This window comes from Flavobacterium eburneipallidum (genome assembly GCF_027111355.2).
Classification (GTDB): domain Bacteria; phylum Bacteroidota; class Bacteroidia; order Flavobacteriales; family Flavobacteriaceae; genus Flavobacterium; species Flavobacterium eburneipallidum.
Map to the genome: position 1 here is coordinate 357183 of NZ_CP114291.2, position 20009 is coordinate 377191.

The 20009-nt window shown below is 32.8% G+C and carries 18 protein-coding genes; 12 read left to right on the plus strand and 6 right to left on the minus strand.

Annotated elements, in window-relative coordinates:
* Nucleotides 1–130 precede the first annotated feature (130 nt).
* The 7 genes from OZP15_RS01390 to OZP15_RS01420 all read left to right on the plus strand — a co-directional run bounded on the left by OZP15_RS01390 (nucleotide 131) and on the right by OZP15_RS01420 (nucleotide 8146).
* Complete coding sequence (locus OZP15_RS01390) at nucleotides 131–631, plus strand: peptidase (RefSeq protein ID WP_269226724.1); 501 nt, start codon at nucleotides 131–133, stop codon at nucleotides 629–631.
* A gap of 67 nt (nucleotides 632–698) precedes the next feature.
* Nucleotides 699–2189, plus strand: coding sequence for a GH3 auxin-responsive promoter family protein (locus OZP15_RS01395; protein ID WP_269226725.1), 1491 nt, complete (start codon nucleotides 699–701; stop codon nucleotides 2187–2189).
* A 68-nt stretch (nucleotides 2190–2257) separates the two neighbouring features.
* A complete protein-coding gene (locus OZP15_RS01400) occupies nucleotides 2258–3460 on the plus strand; it encodes an AAA family ATPase (protein WP_281336800.1) in 1203 nt (400 codons plus the stop codon).
* Nucleotides 3461–3463: 3 nt separating this feature from the next.
* On the plus strand, nucleotides 3464–4045 hold the full coding sequence (locus OZP15_RS01405) for a DUF4276 family protein (RefSeq protein ID WP_281336801.1): 582 nt from the start codon (nucleotides 3464–3466) through the stop codon (nucleotides 4043–4045).
* A gap of 59 nt (nucleotides 4046–4104) precedes the next feature.
* Nucleotides 4105–4986, plus strand: coding sequence for a carboxypeptidase-like regulatory domain-containing protein (locus tag OZP15_RS01410; protein WP_281336802.1), 882 nt, complete (start codon nucleotides 4105–4107; stop codon nucleotides 4984–4986).
* A gap of 44 nt (nucleotides 4987–5030) precedes the next feature.
* Nucleotides 5031–6716 (plus strand): DUF6909 family protein, encoded by a 1686-nt coding sequence (locus OZP15_RS01415; RefSeq protein WP_281336803.1) that lies wholly within the window; start codon nucleotides 5031–5033, stop codon nucleotides 6714–6716.
* A gap of 77 nt (nucleotides 6717–6793) precedes the next feature.
* A complete protein-coding gene (locus OZP15_RS01420) occupies nucleotides 6794–8146 on the plus strand; it encodes an undecaprenyl-phosphate glucose phosphotransferase (protein ID WP_281336804.1) in 1353 nt (450 codons plus the stop codon).
* Here the strand turns inward: OZP15_RS01420 and OZP15_RS01425 are convergent.
* The 3 genes from OZP15_RS01425 to OZP15_RS01435 all read right to left on the minus strand — a co-directional run bounded on the left by OZP15_RS01425 (nucleotide 8143) and on the right by OZP15_RS01435 (nucleotide 11928).
* On the minus strand, nucleotides 8143–9327 hold the full coding sequence (locus tag OZP15_RS01425; protein ID WP_281336805.1) for a glycosyltransferase family 4 protein: 1185 nt from the start codon (nucleotides 9325–9327) through the stop codon (nucleotides 8143–8145). The two genes, OZP15_RS01420 and OZP15_RS01425, sit on opposite strands and share 4 nt — an antisense overlap.
* An 89-nt stretch (nucleotides 9328–9416) precedes the next feature.
* Complete coding sequence (wecB, locus tag OZP15_RS01430) at nucleotides 9417–10502, minus strand: non-hydrolyzing UDP-N-acetylglucosamine 2-epimerase (RefSeq protein ID WP_281336806.1); 1086 nt, start codon at nucleotides 10500–10502, stop codon at nucleotides 9417–9419.
* Between the two features lie 112 nt (nucleotides 10503–10614).
* Entirely contained in the window at nucleotides 10615–11928 is a 1314-nt protein-coding gene (locus OZP15_RS01435; protein ID WP_269226734.1) for a phenylacetate--CoA ligase family protein, read from the minus strand.
* A 130-nt stretch (nucleotides 11929–12058) separates the two neighbouring features.
* Here OZP15_RS01435 and purD point away from each other — a divergent pair, with 130 nt between their 5' ends.
* Entirely contained in the window at nucleotides 12059–13333 is a 1275-nt protein-coding gene (gene purD, locus OZP15_RS01440) for a phosphoribosylamine--glycine ligase (RefSeq protein WP_281336807.1), read from the plus strand.
* 32 nt (nucleotides 13334–13365) lie between these two features.
* On the opposite strand, the gene OZP15_RS01445 is transcribed toward purD, so the two are convergent.
* Nucleotides 13366–13596: a DUF6341 family protein gene (locus OZP15_RS01445; protein WP_269226735.1), complete on the minus strand. Its 231-nt coding sequence runs from the start codon at nucleotides 13594–13596 to the stop codon at nucleotides 13366–13368.
* Between the two features lie 48 nt (nucleotides 13597–13644).
* Between OZP15_RS01445 and OZP15_RS01450 the strand changes: the two genes are divergently transcribed.
* Entirely contained in the window at nucleotides 13645–14574 is a 930-nt protein-coding gene (locus OZP15_RS01450; RefSeq protein ID WP_281336808.1) for a DUF6427 family protein, read from the plus strand.
* Here the strand turns inward: OZP15_RS01450 and upp are convergent.
* Nucleotides 14569–15222 (minus strand): uracil phosphoribosyltransferase, encoded by a 654-nt coding sequence (gene upp, locus OZP15_RS01455; RefSeq protein ID WP_269226737.1) that lies wholly within the window; start codon nucleotides 15220–15222, stop codon nucleotides 14569–14571. The genes OZP15_RS01450 and upp overlap by 6 nt on opposite strands.
* 81 nt (nucleotides 15223–15303) lie before the next feature.
* Here upp and OZP15_RS01460 point away from each other — a divergent pair, with 81 nt between their 5' ends.
* The 3 genes from OZP15_RS01460 (at nucleotide 15304) to OZP15_RS01470 (ending at nucleotide 18902) form a co-directional block, all read left to right on the plus strand.
* Nucleotides 15304–15909, plus strand: a complete 606-nt coding sequence (locus OZP15_RS01460; RefSeq protein WP_269226738.1) for a DUF4254 domain-containing protein — start codon at nucleotides 15304–15306, stop codon at nucleotides 15907–15909.
* A 21-nt stretch (nucleotides 15910–15930) separates the two neighbouring features.
* Nucleotides 15931–17706: an RNA/DNA-binding domain-containing protein gene (locus tag OZP15_RS01465; RefSeq protein ID WP_281336809.1), complete on the plus strand. Its 1776-nt coding sequence runs from the start codon at nucleotides 15931–15933 to the stop codon at nucleotides 17704–17706.
* Between the two features lie 194 nt (nucleotides 17707–17900).
* Nucleotides 17901–18902: a glycosyltransferase family 9 protein gene (locus OZP15_RS01470; RefSeq protein ID WP_281336810.1), complete on the plus strand. Its 1002-nt coding sequence runs from the start codon at nucleotides 17901–17903 to the stop codon at nucleotides 18900–18902.
* A gap of 53 nt (nucleotides 18903–18955) precedes the next feature.
* Here OZP15_RS01470 and OZP15_RS01475 read toward each other — a convergent pair whose 3' ends face one another.
* Nucleotides 18956–19909, minus strand: a complete 954-nt coding sequence (locus tag OZP15_RS01475; protein ID WP_281336811.1) for an HU domain-containing protein — start codon at nucleotides 19907–19909, stop codon at nucleotides 18956–18958.
* Between the last annotated feature and the right edge of the window lie 100 nt (nucleotides 19910–20009).

Sequence of the window (20009 nt, forward strand, 5' to 3'; positions counted from 1 at the left end):
TCAAATCCGCCTAATTATTTAATTTCAAAAGCGTTAAAAATTTCGTAAAATAGTTCATTAGGACAAAGTCAAACAAGAAAAGAAGCAGAGGATTGCATTAATTATTATATTTGTAACATAAACTCATAAGATGTCTGAAAAGAGGCTTAAAAGAAAAAAACTTCGCAAAAAATGGTTCACAAAAAACCGTTTGGTTATTTTGAATGAAGATACTTTTGAAGAAATTTTTTCTTTCAAACTAAATCTGATGAATGTTTTTGTGGTAGCCACTTCGGGTGCTATTTTATTGATTTTTTTGACCACAGTGATTATTGCTTTCACCCCTTTGCGTGAATTCATTCCAGGTTACTCTTCTTCTAAATTAAAAAAAGATGCTACAGAACTAGCCCTAAAATCCGATTCTTTAACTACAGTTTTGAAACAAAATGAAGCCTATATCAAATCCATTCAAAAAGTATTGACAGGTGAGTTAGAATATGCCAAATTCAATAAAGATTCTATATTGGAAACAGCTGAAGAATTACCGTCTAAAGAAGACTTATCTGCTTCTAAAGAAGAACTAGAATTAAGAGAACAAGTAGCTAAAGAGGAATCTCATATTAACTTTTCAAAAACTAAAAAGTCTAAATAATTGCAATTATTTAATGCTATTTTTTTATCGTAATTCGTAATTTTTAATTCGTAATTGATACCTCACAATGTCTTTAAAATCTTTTTTTGCTACCATTTTTGCCCAACATATTTACCGAAAAACCCAACTTTGGGCAACAAATCCTTTAGAAATACAGCAGCAAGTTTTCGAGGATTTAATCCGTCAGGCGAAAGAAACTCAATTTGGAATGGATCATCATTTCGACCAAATCAAAAATTTTCAAGATTTTACCAAAAATGTACCAGTTCGGGATTACGAAGGTTTGAAATCATACATAGATAAAGTGGTAAAAGGCGAAGAAAACGTCCTTTGGAAAGGCAAACCGCTTTATTTTGCCAAAACTTCAGGAACGACTTCGGGAGCTAAATACATTCCGTTAACAAAGGAATCGATGCCTTTTCATATTGAAGCGGCACGAAATGCCATTCTGCATTATATACACGAAACCGGAAATGCAAGTTTTGTCGATGGTAAAATGATTTTCCTTCAGGGAAGTCCAATTTTGGAAGAAAAATACGGAATTAAATTTGGGCGACTTTCTGGAATTGTAGCGCATTTTGTTCCGAAATATTTACAGAAAAACCGAATGCCATCATGGGAAACCAATTGTATTGAAGATTGGGAAACCAAAGTAAATGCGATTGTAGAAGAAACTTTCGATCAAAATATGACTGTGATTTCCGGGATTCCATCCTGGGTGCAAATGTATTTTGAGAAATTGCATCAGAAAGGGAATAAACCTGTGGGTGAAATTTTCAAAAACTTCAATTTGTTTATTTATGGTGGAGTCAATTATGAACCTTATCGCGCCAAATTCGAAAACTTGATTGGACGAAAAGTAGATAGTATCGAATTGTTTCCCGCTTCGGAAGGATTTTTTGCGTATCAAGATTCCCAAAAAGAGAAAGGAATGTTGCTATTGTTGAATTCTGGAATTTTCTACGAATTCATCAAAAGTGACGAATTTTATACCGAAAATCCAAAAAGGCATACCATTGGCGAAGTCGAATTGGGTGTAAATTATGTCTTGATTATTTCGACCAATGCAGGACTTTGGGGTTATAATATTGGCGATACCGTTCAGTTTACGAGCTTAAAACCTTACAGAGTTATCGTTTCGGGAAGAATCAAGCATTATATTTCTGCCTTTGGTGAACACGTTATTGGAAAAGAAGTCGAAAGTGCATTGCAAGAAGCCATTGTTGGCACAAATATTCGCATTAATGAATTTACCGTTGCACCACAAATCACGCCAAATGAAGGATTGCCCTATCACGAATGGTTTATTGAATTTGAAAACGAACCTGAAAATCTTGATGCTTTTGCGGAAGCTTTAGACGATGCGATGCGCCAACAAAATATCTATTACGATGATTTGATTGTAGGCAAGGTGTTGCGAAAAGTGGTGATTTCAAAAGTAATCAAAAACGGTTTTCAAGACTATATGAAATCCATCGGAAAATTGGGCGGACAAAACAAAATTCCGAGATTGAGCAACGATAGAAAAATTGTGGAAAAATTAGTTAAATTAATTTAAATTATAAAATTATTCATCTTTGTAAGTAACAAAGATTACTTTTATAACTTTATAAAAAGTTTCAAAAAATGAAAATCGAAAAAATAAGAATAAAAAATTTCAAAGTATACCAAGATACCGAGATAAGAGATTTACCAAATATGTGTGTCTTTCTTGGAGCAAATGGAGCAGGGAAATCTACGCTTTTCGAGGTATTCGGTTTTTTGAGTGATGCGCTTAAAAGTAATGTGAAAACAGCACTTAATAAAAGAGGTGGTTATAAAGAAGTTTATTCAAGAAACGGAGAAGGAGATATTGAAATTGAAATAAAGTTTAGAAATCCCGATATTGATGGTAAAAAGCAACCTTTGATAACATACGAATTATCGGTTTGTTTAGGCGAAAAAAATACACCCGTAGTTTCTAAAGAAGTATTAAGTTACAGAAGAGGAAACAGAGGGAGACCATATCGATTTTTAGAATTTACTTATGGAAAAGGAAATGCAATTGTAAATGAAAGTGAATTTGAAACCGCAAAACAAGAATTTAAAGAACAAAGAGAAGAACAAACTTTAGACAGTCCAGATATTTTAGCAATAAAAGGGTTAGGGCAATTTCAAAAATTTAATGCGATTAGTTCCTTTAGAAGATTGTTAGAAAATTGGTATGTTTCTAATTTTCAAATTCAAGCAGCTCAAAACATTGAAGATACTGGTTTGAGTGAACATTTATCAACTTCGGGGGATAATTTGGCTCAAGTAACCAAATATATATATGAAAACTATCCAGAAACTTTTCAAAAGATTTTGGATAAAATGAAAGAAAGAGTTCCTGGTATTGATAAAGTGGAAGCGACAGAAACTATAGATGGTCGAATTGTTTTGCAATTTAGTGACGGTAGTTTCAAAGATCCTTTTATTTCTCGATTTGTTTCTGACGGAACGATTAAAATGTTTGCTTATTTGGTTTTACTTAACGATCCAAAACCTCATCCTTTATTGTGTATAGAAGAGCCTGAAAACTATTTGCATCCCGAACTTTTGATTGAATTAGCAGAAGAATTTAGAGATTATGCTAATAGAGGTGGACAAGTTTTTATATCGTCACATTCACCAGATTTTGTAAATGCTTTAGAATTGGACGAACTTTTTTGGTTGAATAAAGATAAGGGCTTTACTAGTATTAAAAGAGCGTCAGATGATGAAGCAATATCTACTTTGTTTGACGATGGAGATAAATTAGGCTATTTATGGAAACAAGGCTATTTTATTGGTAGTGGACCTAAAAATTAATCTATGGCGAGAATAGAAATATTAGTGGAAGAACCGTCAATGAAAGAATTTTTAACAATCCTATTACCAAAGATTCTTGATCATCATTGGGGCTTGAATGAAAATTACTTTATTAGAAGTTTTGAAGGCAAAAATGATTTACAAAAAAACATACCATCAAAAGTAAAATTTTTAAGTAATTGGAATCATGAAGCGGTTGGAGTTGTTATTATGCAAGACCAAGATAGTTCAGATTGTAAAGTTCTTAAACAAAAACTCATAGCTATTTGCAATCAAAATGGTAATTGTCCTAAATTAGTTCGGATAATTTGTAGAGAACTAGAATCTTGGTATTTGGGTGATTTTGTAGCTATAAATGAAGCTTATCCAAACTTTAAACATCAAAATTATATAAACAAATCTAAATTTAGGATTCCAGATAATTGTAATGCTTTCGATGAATTAAAAAAAATACTTCCTGAATTTCAAAAAGTAGGAGGAGCAAAAAAAATTGCCTCTTTTATTAATATCAACGAAAATAAATCGGAAAGTTTTAAGCAAACAGTTACAGGTTTGATACGATTTTTTGAAAGTGTAAAGGATTAAAAAATTAGTTGATTTTAATCTAAAATATTGCAGATTTATTAAAAAGAAATAAATCAAAGATGATAGAAAAAAGATTTTTATTGGCATTAATATTATTTACTTGCTCCGTTTCGGCACAAATAAAAGGAGTTATCAAAGACAGTCTTACAGGAAATGCAATTCCGTATGTAAATATTGCGGTAGAAGGCGAAAATATCGGTTCAACTTCTGAAGAAGATGGGACTTTTTTTATCAATATACCTTCAAAAGAGCAATATCTTATTTTTTCGACTTTAGGATTCGAAAAGAAAAAAGTCAAGGTTTACAAGGCTTCAGAAGTGTATTTAAAACCCGAAGCTTATGCATTGAATGAGGTAGTGATTTCAAAAAGTATTGGAACTAAAAAAATAGAAATTGGTAAAGCCAAAAACGAAATCTACCAAGCTTTTGATAACGGACCGAAGATTGACACTAAATTTTTCGCCTATCTTCCGTCATACAAAAAGACAAAATACTTAAAGCAAGTGAGTATTTACACCGATAGCAAAATTGAAGAAGCGATTATTAAAATTCATTTTTATGGAATAGATTCCAATGGTTTTCCTGGTGAAGAATTGCTAGACAAAGATTTTGTGGTTACGGTCAAAAAAGGAACCAGAATTCACCGATTTGATTTGTCTAAATTCAATTTGAAATTTCCAAAAAACGGACTTTTCGTTGGATTTGAAAAACTATTAATCGAAAAAAACAAAGTCGAAAAAACCTTTACCGATTCCAACACTAAACTGACTCAAATCCAAAAAACATATTATCCTTTTGTATTGTACAATTATGTAGAAAGGGATTTTTTATACACTTTTTCAGGAGGAAAATGGCATAAACAAGCCAATGAAGTTTCAAATAGTTCCACAAAAAAAATCATGATAAATGAACCAGTGATAACACTAATTTTATCTAACTAATATATTAAAACTCTATATTTGTAAGGATACAAATTAAGAATTAAATGAAAGAGTTTAAAAATATATCAAGAACTAGAGCACAAGAATCCTCGGCAGCCATCGAAAAAATGTACATTACGATGCGTCATTTATTCAACCGTGGATTTTATAAGCCAATGGGAGTTTCGGGCGAAACATTGCGAGAAGCTTTATTGTCTTTGCGACCAGAAATTTATGGAAATATCGCCGAAGAAAAAGTAGAACTCAACGGACTTTTATACGTAATTGAAAGACTTCCAACCGGAATTGAAGAATGCAGGTTCATCAATTTAACTTCTGACGAAGGCTATTCGAAATCCCATTTTAAGGCGATTGTTCCACCCAAAAGAAAACGCAATTGTTATCGCATTGACGAAGAACAAATGAATGTTGAAATCACTCGTGGACGTTCGGATATTTACGATATTCTAACGCATTTGACCTTCATTTTTATCGAATCACATAAGATAAAGGATCGAATTTTACTGGATGATGGCGGGGAAGTTTCTCGTGATTGGCAAAAATTAGAACAAGCTGTTTTACAAAAGAAAAAGCTTTCGCAAATCGAAAAAGAGAAAGCCGTTTCGCACGCATCCAATATTTTAGGGAGAACATTTATAGAAGTTTTGAATATTTATGATTCTTTTGGATCGGAATTATCGCCAGATCGTTTTCTGCACGTTATTTATTGGTTAGGAAAATTAGCTATCGAAGAAATGGTGGAAGACACCAAAAGAATCATAACCTTTAGCCCGATTTTGAGAGAACGATTGGGACATCACATTCACGGTGAAATTTGGGCAAACAACATCAAGCAAACCTTAAAAACGAACAACCTTTTAGATCGACCAATCCACGTTATCAGTGCCAATATGCACAGCGTGATGAATTCCATTTTCGCCACGACGGTATTAAAAACCAAGTTCAAAGACCAATCGGATTTCTTTATCTATGAAGAATTGAGCAAATCTGGAGCCAATGAGTTGAGAAATAAAGTCGAAGAATTTGCCAAAACGCAAGGAATGATTTCGCTTCCAGATGCCGCTTCAGGAACTAATATTGACGTTCAAATTTTTGACACCGCCAAAATAGATTGGAAAAAAACAGCCTTTCCAACAGCTAATACTGGAGATAAAAAACCAGTAATAATTGTGATGGATTATGCCTTTGGCGAGCAAGCTTATGAAACCATTGACGAATTATTGAAACCATTCAAAGAAAACAAAAGTTTGCTTAATGTAGAATCGGTTTCCATAATGGGAAAAGCAGGAATTCTGGAGGGTGGCAAAGGCGATATTATGATTCCATCGGCTCACATCAACGAAGGAACGGCGGACAATTATTTCTTCGAAAATGAACTATCGGCAGCAATGTTCGAAAATGATGGTATTCCCGTTTTCGAAGGACCAATGGTTACGGTTTTGGGAACTTCTTTGCAAAATAAAGATTTATTGAAGTTCTTTCACGAATCGACTTGGGGCGTAATCGGACTAGAAATGGAAGGTTCTTATTATCAAAAAGCCATTCAATCGGCATCCAAAATCAGAAAAAGTATTCCTAATGATGTGAAAGTAAGATACGCATATTACGCATCGGACAATCCTCTGGAAACAGGAAGTACATTGGCTTCGGGCGGTTTGGGAACAACAGGAGTAAAACCCACTTATTTGATTACCATCAAGATATTGGAACAAATTTTTAACGTCAAATAAAAGGCAATTTCATTCAAAAAAAGTATAATACCAAGCATTAAAAGAAAATACATAGATTTTTCTAACTCTATTAATTAGTGAAAACAAAAACCGGAAGATATTCAGGCTACATTCGTCCATTCTCTTACTTGATCGATTTAATTATCATCAATGTGTTGGCGTATTATGTTTTTTTCTTTCATGACAACCAAGTGTTTTATTCTTTTTGTATCAGTATTGCGTGGTTTGCAATTGCTATTTATTTGGGTTTTTATGAGGTATATCGTTATACCAAAGTAATCGCAATATTAAATTGTGCCTTAAAACAAGGCATATTATTTAGTTTGTTTTGCTTGGGATTAGAGCTGTTTTATTCAGATTTTTTCTTCCAAAAGAGAGTTGTGTTTTTTGTTTTTCTCGCCCTGTTTTTTGTTCTCTTATTCAAACTTTCCATTTATTATTTCTTGAGGAAATTCAGGGTTTTGTATGGAGGAAATTCCCGAAGCGTAGTTTTATTAGGCAATCATAAAAACATTAATCCACTAAAAAACTTTTTTACCGAAAATCCAGATTATGGATACAATTTGGTAAAAATATTCACTTTAGAAAGTCAAAAAAAAGAAAAAATAGACAACTGTCTTTCTTTTGTTTATGATTCTGATATTGATGAAATATATTGTGCGATGGCCGATTTGTCAGACAGTCAAATCAACGATATTGTTGACTTTGCGGATAATAATCTTAAGACATTAAAGTTTATTCCAGATCAAAAACAAATTCTTTCCTTAAATGCGAAATATGAATATTACGATTATATTCCTGTAATTTCATTAAGAAATATTTTGCTAGATGAAACGATTAATAAAGTGATTAAGCGGATTTTTGATCTCGTTTTTTCTACGGTAATCATTCTAGGTTTATTGTCTTGGTTGGTTCCTATTATGGCAATAATCATAAAATTAGACTCTAGAGGTCCAGTGTTTTTTATTCAAAAAAGAAATGGATTAAATTATAAAGAATTCAATTGTTTTAAATTTCGATCAATGAAATTAAACGACAAAGCTGATATTGATTTAGCTTCCAAAAATGATGTTCGAATTACCAAAGTAGGCAAGTTTATCCGCAAAACCAGTATTGATGAACTGCCGCAATTTTTTAATGTTTTCATGGGCACGATGTCGGTAGTTGGTCCAAGACCGCACATGGTGAGCGTTACCAATTTATATGCGATGCAAGTCGATAAATTTATGGTACGTCATTTTATAAAACCAGGCATTACTGGACTGGCTCAAACCAAAGGATTTCGAGGCGAAGTAGAAACCGATGAAGATATTATCAATAGAGTAAAGTACGATATTTTTTATATAGAAAATTGGTCCATTTTATTAGATATTGAAATCATTTTCAAAACCATTATCAACATTATGAAAGGGGATGAGAAAGCCTATTAAAACACTTCTTTTTGAATCAAATTTTTAATTTGAAAATCCAGATTGAAATTCTTTTTAGCACTCTCAAAAATGGCTGGTTTCATGGTTTGAATTTCACTTTTTCCTGTTTTTGAGATTGTTATTAAAGCTGAATTCAGGCTTTCAAAATTCCCAACAGAAGCAATCCAACCCAAATTATTTTTCTGAACAATCGTTTCGCCTTCGCCACCGCCAAAATAAAGCACAGGAAAACCTAAAGCTCCATATTCGAATATTTTGGAAGGAACGGATCCATAAATTCTTGTTTTTAATGGAATAAGAGCTATATCAAAAGTTTTGAGTTTTTCGTGTAGAATATGACGTTCTAGCATTCCGTGGAAATAGATTTTTTTCTGCGGATTTTGCTGGATTAATTCTTCAATTTGCGATTTCTCGGCTCCATCGCCAAAAATGTGTAACTCGATATTTAAATTCTCTAATTCAATGTTTTGACACAATTCAAAAACGCCTTGAGCAACACCCAATAATCCTGCGTAAAAAAGTTTGATGGGTTCGTTTGTATTAGCAACCAAATCCATTTTTGCCACTTGATGATCGGGGAAATTGCGGTACAAATGACATTCTTTTTCTGGAAAAATCGAATGAATGTGGGTAATAATTTCGTCAGACTGACCGAAGATTAAAGTCGCTTTCGAATAAATGAATCGTTCCAAAAACAAAGAAACGCGATGCGAAAAACTGTCTTTTTTCAAAGCGTTCAATTCAATTGCTGCCAATGGCCACAAATCGGAAACATTCAAAATTATTTTTTTTCGCAGTAGCGAAAGAACCAAAACCGAAACAAATGACAACAACAAAGGTGGCGATTGAACGACTATTTTGTGAGGCGTTTTTTTGAATAATAAATAAAAAAACAAAACCGAAGCAAAAGACAAAACCGAAAGCGTTCTTTTGAAGATATTTTTGCTCACGCTGGGATAAATCCAAAGTCGTTTTACCGTAATATTTTGGAGCTTTTCTGTTACTGAAAACTTGCCTTTATACTCTGAAAACAATTCGCCTTTAGGGTAATTTCCCAGCGGACAAAGAACGGAAACCTTGTAATTATTTTGATATAATTTCAATGCCAATTGTTCAATTCTATTGGCAGCAGCTCCTTTTTCTGGCGGATAATAATTCGATATGATGAGGATTTCTTCCATTTTTTTTACTCTTTTTGTCATTCCGTAGGAATCTAATATTCCTGATTTAGTGTGTGTTGAGATTCCTACGGAATGACAAAATTGCGGTTTTATTTTTGAAGTAGAATTTCAATAATTCGTTCCGAAGCTTTTCCGTCCCAAAGTTCTGGAATTCCTGCTTTTCGTTTTCCGTTTTTAAGAAATTCTCCAAATAGTTGTTCCAAATTTTCTATCGAAGTTCCTACCAAAGTATTGGTGCCAATGCTTTGTGTTTCGGGTCTTTCAGTATTATTTCGCATCGTAAAACAAGGAATGCCCATAACGGTAGTTTCTTCCGATATTCCGCCTGAATCCGTAATAACTGCAAAACTATTTTTGATGAGGTACATAAAATTCAAATACCCTTGTGGCTCTACAAAAAGAATGTTTTTCAAGTCTAAATTCGTTTCCCCTAAAATTGCTTTCGTTCTGGGATGAATCGGAAAAATTACTTTTTTGTCGCCAGCCAGTTTGTCAATTCCCTGTAATAATTGAATTAAAGATTGTTCTTCATCTACATTTGACGGACGATGTAGTGTTAGAACAATATAATTCCCAGTTTTTAATTGAAATTCTGTCCAGAAAACAGGCTCAAAAATCCGGTTCAAATTTTGGTATAAAGTATCAATCATTACGTTACCCACAAAATGAATATTATTTTCATCAACTCCATATTTCAACAAATTCTCTGATGCCAATGTTGAGGTTGTAAAGAAATAATCAGTAATGCTGTCGGTAACGATTCGGTTGATTTCTTCGGGCATTGTCATATCGCCAGAACGAATTCCAGCTTCGACGTGAGCTACTTTTAGGTTCTGTTTTTTGGCCACAATCGCACAAGCCATCGTCGAATTGACATCGCCAACGACCAAAACCAAATCACAAGGATTTTGTTGTAATTCTTTTTCAAAAGCCACCATAATACCTCCTGTTTGTTCTGCTTGCGAACCACTTTTTACTTCCAGATTGCTGTTGGGTTTCGGAATATTCAATTCCTCGAAAAAAGTATCGCTCAAGTTCTTGTCATAATGCTGACCTGTATGCACCAAACGATAGGAAATAGTGGCTCCTTCGTTTTGTTTTTTTTCAATCGCTTTGATGATGGGTGCGATTTTGATGAAATTAGGTCTTGCGCCTGCGACTATGGTTATTTTCATTTTAAATTATCTTTTAATTTCTTTAAGGTCACAAATTGTGACCTTAAACGTTTTGATGTCATAATTTGTGACTTCAAGATTCAATTTGGAGGTCACAATTTGCGACCTCCAATTATTTCAATAACGAAACAAACTGTTTCAATTTGCCACTTTTACTTCGCTCCAATTTTTCTTTTCTGATGAATGTAAAAATCAATCCTTTTTCCAAATATAAAGCAATTGCGGCTTCAATTTTCTGGATTTGTTCCTGATTTAATTCGGTTTTGCTTACATATTCAATTTCAAAAGTATCGATTTTTGTTTGTTTTATGACAAATTCTTTTACGTTGCCATCGTCTTCGATGATGCTTTTGGTTACGTAATAAAAAGTCAATCCAGGCGATTTTTTCCCGCTTGGTAAAATAGCAATATCATTGGTTCGACCAATTAATTTTTTAAGAATTGGTTTTTTGGTTGTGCTTTTTTCGTCCAAAATTCCAATGTCACCGATGTCATATCGAATAAAGGGATGCGCTTTGTTGAACAAGGAAGTGATTACAATTCGACCTTCCTTTCCATTCGGTAAAACATTATTTTCATCATCTAAAATTTCCACAAATAGCGTTTCGGAATTTACTTGCCATTCTCCATCCCGATTTTGAAAAGCAATCAAATCCAGTTCCGAAGCACCGTATTCATTCACAACAGCAACTCCAAATTGTTTTTCTAACAGAATTTTATCTTCATCAAAAAGCATTTCAGAAGTAACAACGCAGACTTTTAGAGTTGGACAAATGGTTTTTAAAACAATATTTTTCTGCTGTAGAAATTTAGCAAACAAAACAATGGAACTCGAATATCCGTTGATGTAATCGAATTTTTTAGTTTCAAATTGTTGCAAAAAGCTTTCTAAAACAATATCCGACAAATCGAAAATCGAAAACCGAAAACGTTTGGTCAAAAAATCCTTGAAACGTTCTTTTCGATTACCGATGAAATCCAATGGAATTCCATAAAATCGAGCCTGATAGGAGGAATTAAAATCAATTCCGTGCCAGCCAAAACGATTGATGATATTCGCCCAAGTCAAGGCGTGAGAAAATTTGTCTTTGGCAAAAATAAACGGATCACCACTGGAACCAGACGTTTTGTTGACGTACACATTTTTAATTGAAAACCCAGTTGAAAGTCTTTCCATCAAAGGTTTCTGAAAGGCTGCCTTGGTCATTATCGGCAAATCGTTCCAAGTATTGAAACTGGTTTTGCCAACGAGATTTTGATAGGATGAATTGTTTTTTAAATGATATTCAACAATTTCTTGTTTTTTGTTTTCGATAAAAGCTTCAAATTCCTGCTCGGGAATAGCTTGGATTTTTTGCAATTCGGCTTTGGCTTCCTTCATTGGAAAACCATTTATTAGTAGCGAAAAATCGAAAAGTGGAAACATTAATTACAAATATATTTTACCAAAAATAATATTTACCAACAACTAATGACCACCAACCAACAACTTTTTGAAAATTAATTATTTTTTAAGTCTAAAAGCAATTATTTTTGCCAAACTTAAAAACTACATCATGAATATTTTACTTTTAGGTTCTGGAGGAAGAGAACACGCTTTTGCTTGGAAAATGGTTCAAAGTCCGCTTTGCGACACCCTTTTTGTAGCACCAGGAAATGCAGGAACGGCAGCTATTGCAAAGAATTTAGATTTTAGCGCTACTGATTTTGATGCTATCAAAGCATTAGTGATTAAAGAAAATATAGAATTGGTGGTTGTTGGCCCAGAAGATCCATTAGTAAAAGGGATTTTCGATTTTTTCAAAAATGATGCTGATTTAAAAGATATTCCAGTTATTGGACCATCAAAATTAGGTGCAACTTTGGAAGGAAGTAAAGAGTTTGCCAAGGAATTTTTGATGAAACACAAGATTCCAACTGCAGCTTACGATAGTTTTACGGCTGAAACAGTGGAAAAAGGATGCGAATTCCTTGCTACTTTGCAACCGCCTTATGTTTTGAAAGCAGATGGATTGGCAGCAGGGAAAGGGGTTTTGATTATTCAAGATTTGGCAGAAGCCCAAGAAGAATTGAGAAATATGTTGGTGGGTCAAAAATTTGGTGCCGCCAGTTCCAAAGTGGTAATCGAAGAATTCCTGGATGGAATTGAATTGAGTTGTTTCGTATTGACTGACGGAAAAAGTTATAAAATATTGCCAACTGCTAAAGATTACAAACGCATTGGCGAGGGCGACACTGGTTTGAATACAGGCGGAATGGGCGCGGTTTCTCCAGTTCCGTATGTTGATGCTGTTTTGATGGAAAAAATAGAAACACGTATCGTAAAACCAACAATCGAAGGTTTTCAAAAAGACGGAATTGAATACAAAGGATTTGTATTTATTGGATTGATCAATGTGAAAAACGAACCAATCGTAATTGAATACAATGTGAGAATGGGTGATCCCGAAACGGAAGTGGTTGTTCCAAGGATGAAATCGGATTTGGTGGAATTGTTTTTGGCTGTAGCCAACGAAAAACTGGACGAATTCGAATTAGAAATTGACGAAAGAAGTGCTACGACAATTGTTGTTGTTTCTGGCGGTTATCCTGAAGATTTCGAGAAAGGAAAAGTAATTTCGGGCTTGGAAACCATAGAAGATTCGATAGTTTTTCATGCCGGAACAAAACTTGATAACGGAAACGTAGTATCTAATGGAGGAAGAGTTTTAACAGTGACTTCTTATGGAGACAACTTCGAAGAGGCCATAAAAAAATCTTACCAAAACATAGACAAGCTACATTTTGATAAGATGTATTTTAGAAAAGATATTGGGAACGACTTAAAATAGTTCCTAATATTTTATTCAGTTTTCTTAAAGTATTATTTTAAGAAAGAGTGAGCGGTAGTATCTTGGTTTTCTTCTCCTTTTTCGTCAAAGATCACTAATTGCTTGCACCAATATACGATGGCAACTGCACAGATAATCATAAAAATCCAATTGATAGTATTAGCAGCAAACCAATGAGTAAGCTCTAATTCTCTCAAAAAATTTTGTGGAGCGAAAAAAATTGTTTCAAATAACCATTGAATTCCTTCAAAAAATGCTTTCATCTTTGTACAAGTATTATATTTACAATCACAAAAGTATAAAATATCCTTATGATAACAAGTGTTTTTAGAAAATCTACACCATTAAATTTACTTTTGGTTGTAATTTTAATGCTAGTTTTCTTTTTAGTGTACCAATTTCAAGATTTTTCTTGGCTGAATTCCCTTGTTTCAATTCTAAAAACATTCGGATTATTACTGCTTTTATTAGGTTCTATTTTCATTACGAATTTTGTTGCGAAGAAAAATGGATTGAGCAAAGACAGCTGTTACACGATTTTTTTCTACTTTTTGTTTCTGCTTTTTTTTCCTTCGGTATTGAATAATACTAATTTGATTGTATCCAATTTTTTCATTCTTTTAGCACTTCGCCGATTAATTTCATTACAATCCTTAAAAGCTTCTAAAGAAAAGATTTTTGATGCTTCTTTATGGATTTTTATGGCTTCACTATTCCATTTTTGGAGTATTCTTTATATTGTTTTGGTATTTATTTCTATAATTTTTCATGTTGCCAAAGATTATAGAAATTGGGTTTTACCTTTTATAGCGCTTCTTTCGGTGGGGATTATTGCTATGGTTTTTTCTATAATTTTGGACACAAGTATTATTCAATTTGTTAAAACCCATGCAACGATTAATTTCAAATTGGATTATTTTACTAATAATTATCAAAATGGAGCATTTTCTATCTATATAACAGTAGCATTGTTTTTTGTAATTTCAATGTTTGCTTCACTTTCTAATAAGCCATTATTACTGCATTCTTCTTATAAAAAAATTGTTGCATCCTTCTTTATTGGAATCTTAATTTTTATTATTTCGGCCAATAAAAGCAATGATTTGCTGATGTTTACCTTTGCACCTTTGGCCATTATGGCAACCAGTCATATCGAAACTAAACAAATACAATTGAAGCAAGAAATGGTTTTAGGAGTGTTGATTCTTTGTTGTTTATTTACTTTTTTTTCTCAATTATAATTTAGTCCCGTAAGCCAAGTCTCCTGCGTCGCCTAATCCAGGAACGATGTATTTCTTATCATTCAATTTTTCATCTAAAGAAGCTATCCAAAGATGGCAAGAATTGGGTAAATGTTCTTCAAGATAAGCCACACCTTCGGGAGCGGCAATAATTACGGCAATATGAATTTCTTTTGGTGTTCCTTTTTCTATTAATTTATTGAAGACAGCAACGACTGATTGTCCTGTAGCCAGCATGGGATCAACTAATAGTAAATTTTTGTTTTCGATATCGGCAACAGCCTGATATTCAACTAAAATATCAAAAGAATCATCATCGTTAGGATGGTGTCTGTAAGCCGAAATGAAACCGTTTTCGGAATCGTCAAAATAATTTAAAAATCCTTGATGCAGTGCTAGTCCAGCTCTCAAAATGGAACAAATAACCAATTGGTTTTTGATTTCGGACGTTTTCTTAATCCCAAGCGGTGTTTGAATCTCAATATTTTTATAATCTAAAATTTTACTCAATTCATAGCTCATTATTTCGCCAATACGTTCTATATTTCTTCGAAAACGCAGACTGTCTTTCTGAACGTTTACATCTCTAATTTGAGCCAAAAAATGATTCAGAACACTGTTTTTTTTAGATAAATTATGAATTTGCATAAATTGAGGTTTAAAGTTTAAAGTTTAAAGTTTCATTGTAAATGTATAAAAAGTATCTTTGCCTTTTAAAATAAGTAAGATATGTTTTCAAAATTAGCGTATTCGGTTTTCGAACAAAGTATTCAAGATTATCACAAATTTGATAATGTAGATCAGCCCATAGATAATCCTTTTCCGAAGGAAAAAATTGAACATTTATTATATCTAAAAAATTGGATTGACACAGTGCAATGGCATTATGAAGATATTATTCGTGATCCGAATATTGACCCAGTTGCGGCATTGACATTGAAAAGAAGAATTGATGCTTCGAATCAAGAACGTACTGATATGGTAGAATACATTGACGGATATTTTCTTCAAAAATACAGTCATGTTGCCGTAAAAGATAATGCTAAAATCAATTCCGAAAGTCCAGCTTGGGCATTCGATAGATTGTCTATTTTAGCTCTGAAAATTTATCACATGAACGAAGAAGCTATTCGTGCTGAAGCTTCGCAAGAGCATAGAGACAAATGTCAAGCAAAATTGAACGTCTTATTAGAGCAAAGAACAGATTTGTCCACTGCCATTGAAGAGTTGCTAACTGATATTGAAAATGGTGATAAATTCATGAAAGTGTACAAACAAATGAAAATGTACAATGATGATGATTTGAATCCTGTTTTGTATCAGAATAAAAAATAATTATAAATTAGTATCTTATCTATGATAACTATAGATAAACTTAAAAAACTCAAGGAGTCAGAAGACAAGGTTGAATTTAAAAAAGGTGAAGGAGGTAATATATCTTATGATGGTGGATCTAAACCAAAACCAAGTGATAGACGAAGATGTATTTTAGGATATGTTACCGCCTTATGTAATGAAGGAGGAGGATATTTAGTCATTGGAATGAGTGATAATTATCCTCATGAGGTCATTGGTACAAAACAAAATCTAGGTTCGATAGGAGAATTAGAATCTAAAATATATACAGATACTGGAATTCGTCCAGTTTTATATGAACTTTATGAAAATTTAAAAAGAGTTTTAGTAATAGAAGTTCCTTGTCGTCCAGCAGGAAAAGTTTTTAAATTTGAAGACGTTGCTTTAATGAGAGTTGGTGAAGAATTGAAACCAATGTCAGATGAAGTTTATTTAAAAATAATTAATGAACAAGAACCTGACTTTTCTCAACAATTTTGTGAGGGTTTAATGGTTTCTGATTTAGATGAAAAAGCAATTTCCGTCTTAAAAGAAAAATATGCCTTAAAACAAAACAATCCTATTTTTAAGACACTTTCTCATGAACAATTGTTATCTGATTTAGAACTTTTGAAAAATGAAAAACTCACTAATGCTGCGTTAATTCTTCTTGCTAAAAAAGAAGTTCTAAACGAAAAACTTCCTCAAGCGGCTGTGATGTTGGAATATCGTAATGCTGAAAATCAAATCCCTTTTGATAATAGAATTGTTTTTTCAGAACCTTTTTTTATACTAATTGATGAACTTTGGAGTACTATTAATTTAAGAAATGGTAGTTTTCCAATTCAAGACGGGGCATATATTTTTACAATTCCTTTTTTTAATGAAGAAGTGATTCGGGAGTCTATTAATAACGCCATTACGCACAGAGATTATAGGAAAACGTCTGAAATAGTTGTGAAACAATTTCCTCAAAGATTAGACATAATTAACGCAGGAGGATTTCCAATAGGTGTTAATTTGGAAAATCTATTAAAAACACCAAGTACTCCTAGAAACAGACTTTTGGCAGATGTTTTGCAAAAAACAGGAATTGTAGAACGCTCTGGACAAGGAGTTGACAAGATATTTTACAATACACTTATAGAAGGAAAAGCAGAACCAGATTATTCAAAATCCGATTATTTTCAAGTAAATTTAAAATTATCAGCCGTAATAGAAGATAGAGCTTTTGCATTATTTATTGTTGCAGTGCAAGAAGAATTACCAGAAACAGAAAAACTATCTGTTTTAGAAGTAATTGCTTTAAATATGATAAAAAAGAATGCAGCTAAAAAAGATTTGGATGCTGAAATAGTTTCTAAACTTTTAGAAAAAAAGTTAATAGAAAAAAGAGGTAAGACGAATGCTGTTTATTATATTCTTTCAAAAGATTATTACGAGTTTACAGATGAAAAAGCAAAATATTACAATCTTCAAGAATTAGATGATAATCAGGTTTTAAATACCATTTTGCAATTTTTATCTAAAGAGAGTAAAGCAAAGATGAAAGATTTTGTTGGACTTTTTGAAGATAAATTATCAAGAAAACAAGTAAGATTGAGAATTGATAAATTTGTTATGAATAGAATATTAGAGCAAAAAGGTGAAGGCTCTGCTTCGATCTATAAGTTAAGTGATGATTATATTAAAAGAATTGAAGTTATATCTGAAGCAATAAATATTGGGATGAAAGAGATGGAAAGGAAACAAAGTCAAAAGATTGAAAGGGCCAAAAAAAGACCAAAAAAAGACTAGTAATTGTTAAAAACCAACAGTTTTTGTTAATAAGTCTGTCGTTAGGGCTTGATTTTCAAGAGATTTATATAAAATGAAATGGCCAAAGAATGGCCAAAAAATCACCACATTTTGCCACATTCCGCAACATTTTTAAATAATATACAAATCAAAGTATTCTAACATTGTCAGAAAAAATTAAACATATAGCCGTCATGAGACTTTCCGCAATGGGAGATGTCGCCATGACGGTTCCTGTTTTGAGGGCTTTTGTCCAGCAAAATCCCGAAATAAAAATTACGGTGGTTTCCCGCCCGTTTTTCAAACCTTTTTTTGAAGGAATTCCTAATCTTTCTTTCTTTGCTTTCGATGATAAACAACGTCACAAAGGATTTCTTGGATTATTGCGATTGTTTCAGGACTTAAAAGCTTTGGAGATTGATGATTTTGCTGATTTGCACAACGTTTTACGTTCCAAAGTAGTTCGATCGTTATTTGCTTTAAGCGGTAAAAAAACAGCTTCTGTTGATAAAGGAAGAGAAGAAAAAACAGCTTTAACTAGATCCGAAAACAAAATCTTCAAACCCTTAACAACCATGTTCGAAAGACACGTAAAAGTGTTCAGTGAACTAGGTTTCGCAGTAGATTTATCCAATCCAATATTTCCTGAAAAGGCAATTTTAGACCCTGAAATTTTAAAATTAATTGGAGAAAACAATCAAAAACTAATTGGAATTGCTCCTTTTGCGCAATATGATTCCAAGGTGTATCCTTTGGATTTGATGCAGGAAGTTATTAATCAATTGGCTTCCACTAAAACGAATAAAATATTGCTTTTTGGCGGTGGAAATAAAGAAATAGAATTGTTGAATTCGTTCTCAAAAGGGAAAGACAATGTAATTGTTGTTGCGGGAAAAATTAAGTTTCAACAGGAATTGCATCTTATTTCTAATCTCGATGTGATGCTTTCTATGGATTCTGGAAATGCACATATCGCAGCCATGTTGGGTATAAAAGTCATTACGCTTTGGGGAGCCACGCATCCTTTTGCGGGTTTTTCGCCTTTCAATCAACCCTTGGAAAATGCTTTGGTTTCCGATCGGAATTTGTTTCCAAAGTTACCTACTTCGGTGTATGGAAATAAGATTATAGAAGGATATGAAGATGCAATGCGAACTATTCCAGTTGATAAGGTAGTTTCGACTGTATTATCATAGATTTTCTATTAACGAATAAAAAAGCCTATTCATTTTTGAATAGGCTTTACTTTTTATAGTGACTCTATGAGTACCCAAGCGTCAGGGTTTTCATTTTTAAGTATTTCTTGTCTAACTTTTTCGGCTTCGGCAAAAGTAGCATAACTTCCATAAAGTACAGGGAATAAACCATGTTTGTTTTGTGGAATTCTACGTGCTTTATATCCTTGAATGGTTAATTTTTTGAATATTTTTTCGGCATTTTTCTCATCTCTAAATGCTCCTGCCATAATGTGATAGGACATTTTTTCCTCTTTCATTTTTACCGTAAGAGTTACCGCTGGAATGGGATTTTCGATAAAAAAAGTCGCTTCTTGAATTTTGTTTTGTACTTGTTTTTGAACTGATTTCTCCACAAGAATGGTTTCGGAAGCAATTTTTTGTTGGTAAAGCGGATAGCCAATAGAGCCTGCAACCCCCAATCCTAGAACAAAAACGGCAGCGTATTTTAAATAATTACTCGTTCTTCTTCTTTCAGGGATAAATTCAATTACTGCTTCTTGATCAATATTTTCTTCAAGAGCTTCTATTTTTTGTTCGAAAATTTCTCTTTTTATAACAGGAGAAACAAAAGCACTTAACCCAAAAGAATTAGTTAAATAATTGGTTTGGTCAAAAGGTGTGAAAATCAAATTTTTGTCAGCATTCAACTCAAAATTCCCAACGTTTTTTATACTTAAAATTCCGTCTAATTGAATGTTTTTTTTCCAGTTTAAAACCTGATATTGAATCGCACTTACTACATATTCGTAAGATGTTTTTTCCGCTTGTGCAATGTGATTTGCCAATAACCCATCATTGTTTTTGATATGAGCATTAAAAGAAATGATTTTCTTTGGTGGAAAAAACGAATGCGAACTTTCAACTAGTTGAGCCGATTGGATTTCAGTCAAAAATGCTCCAAAACCAGGAACGGTTACACATTGGTAACGGTATAAAAGCTGTGCAATGTAAGGTTCGATATTCATAGTTACAAAGTTATACATTGAAAATAGTTATCAAAATTTTATTCACAATTTTTATTAACAATTCACATAAAATTTTATACTTTTCAGCCTCAAAGAATTA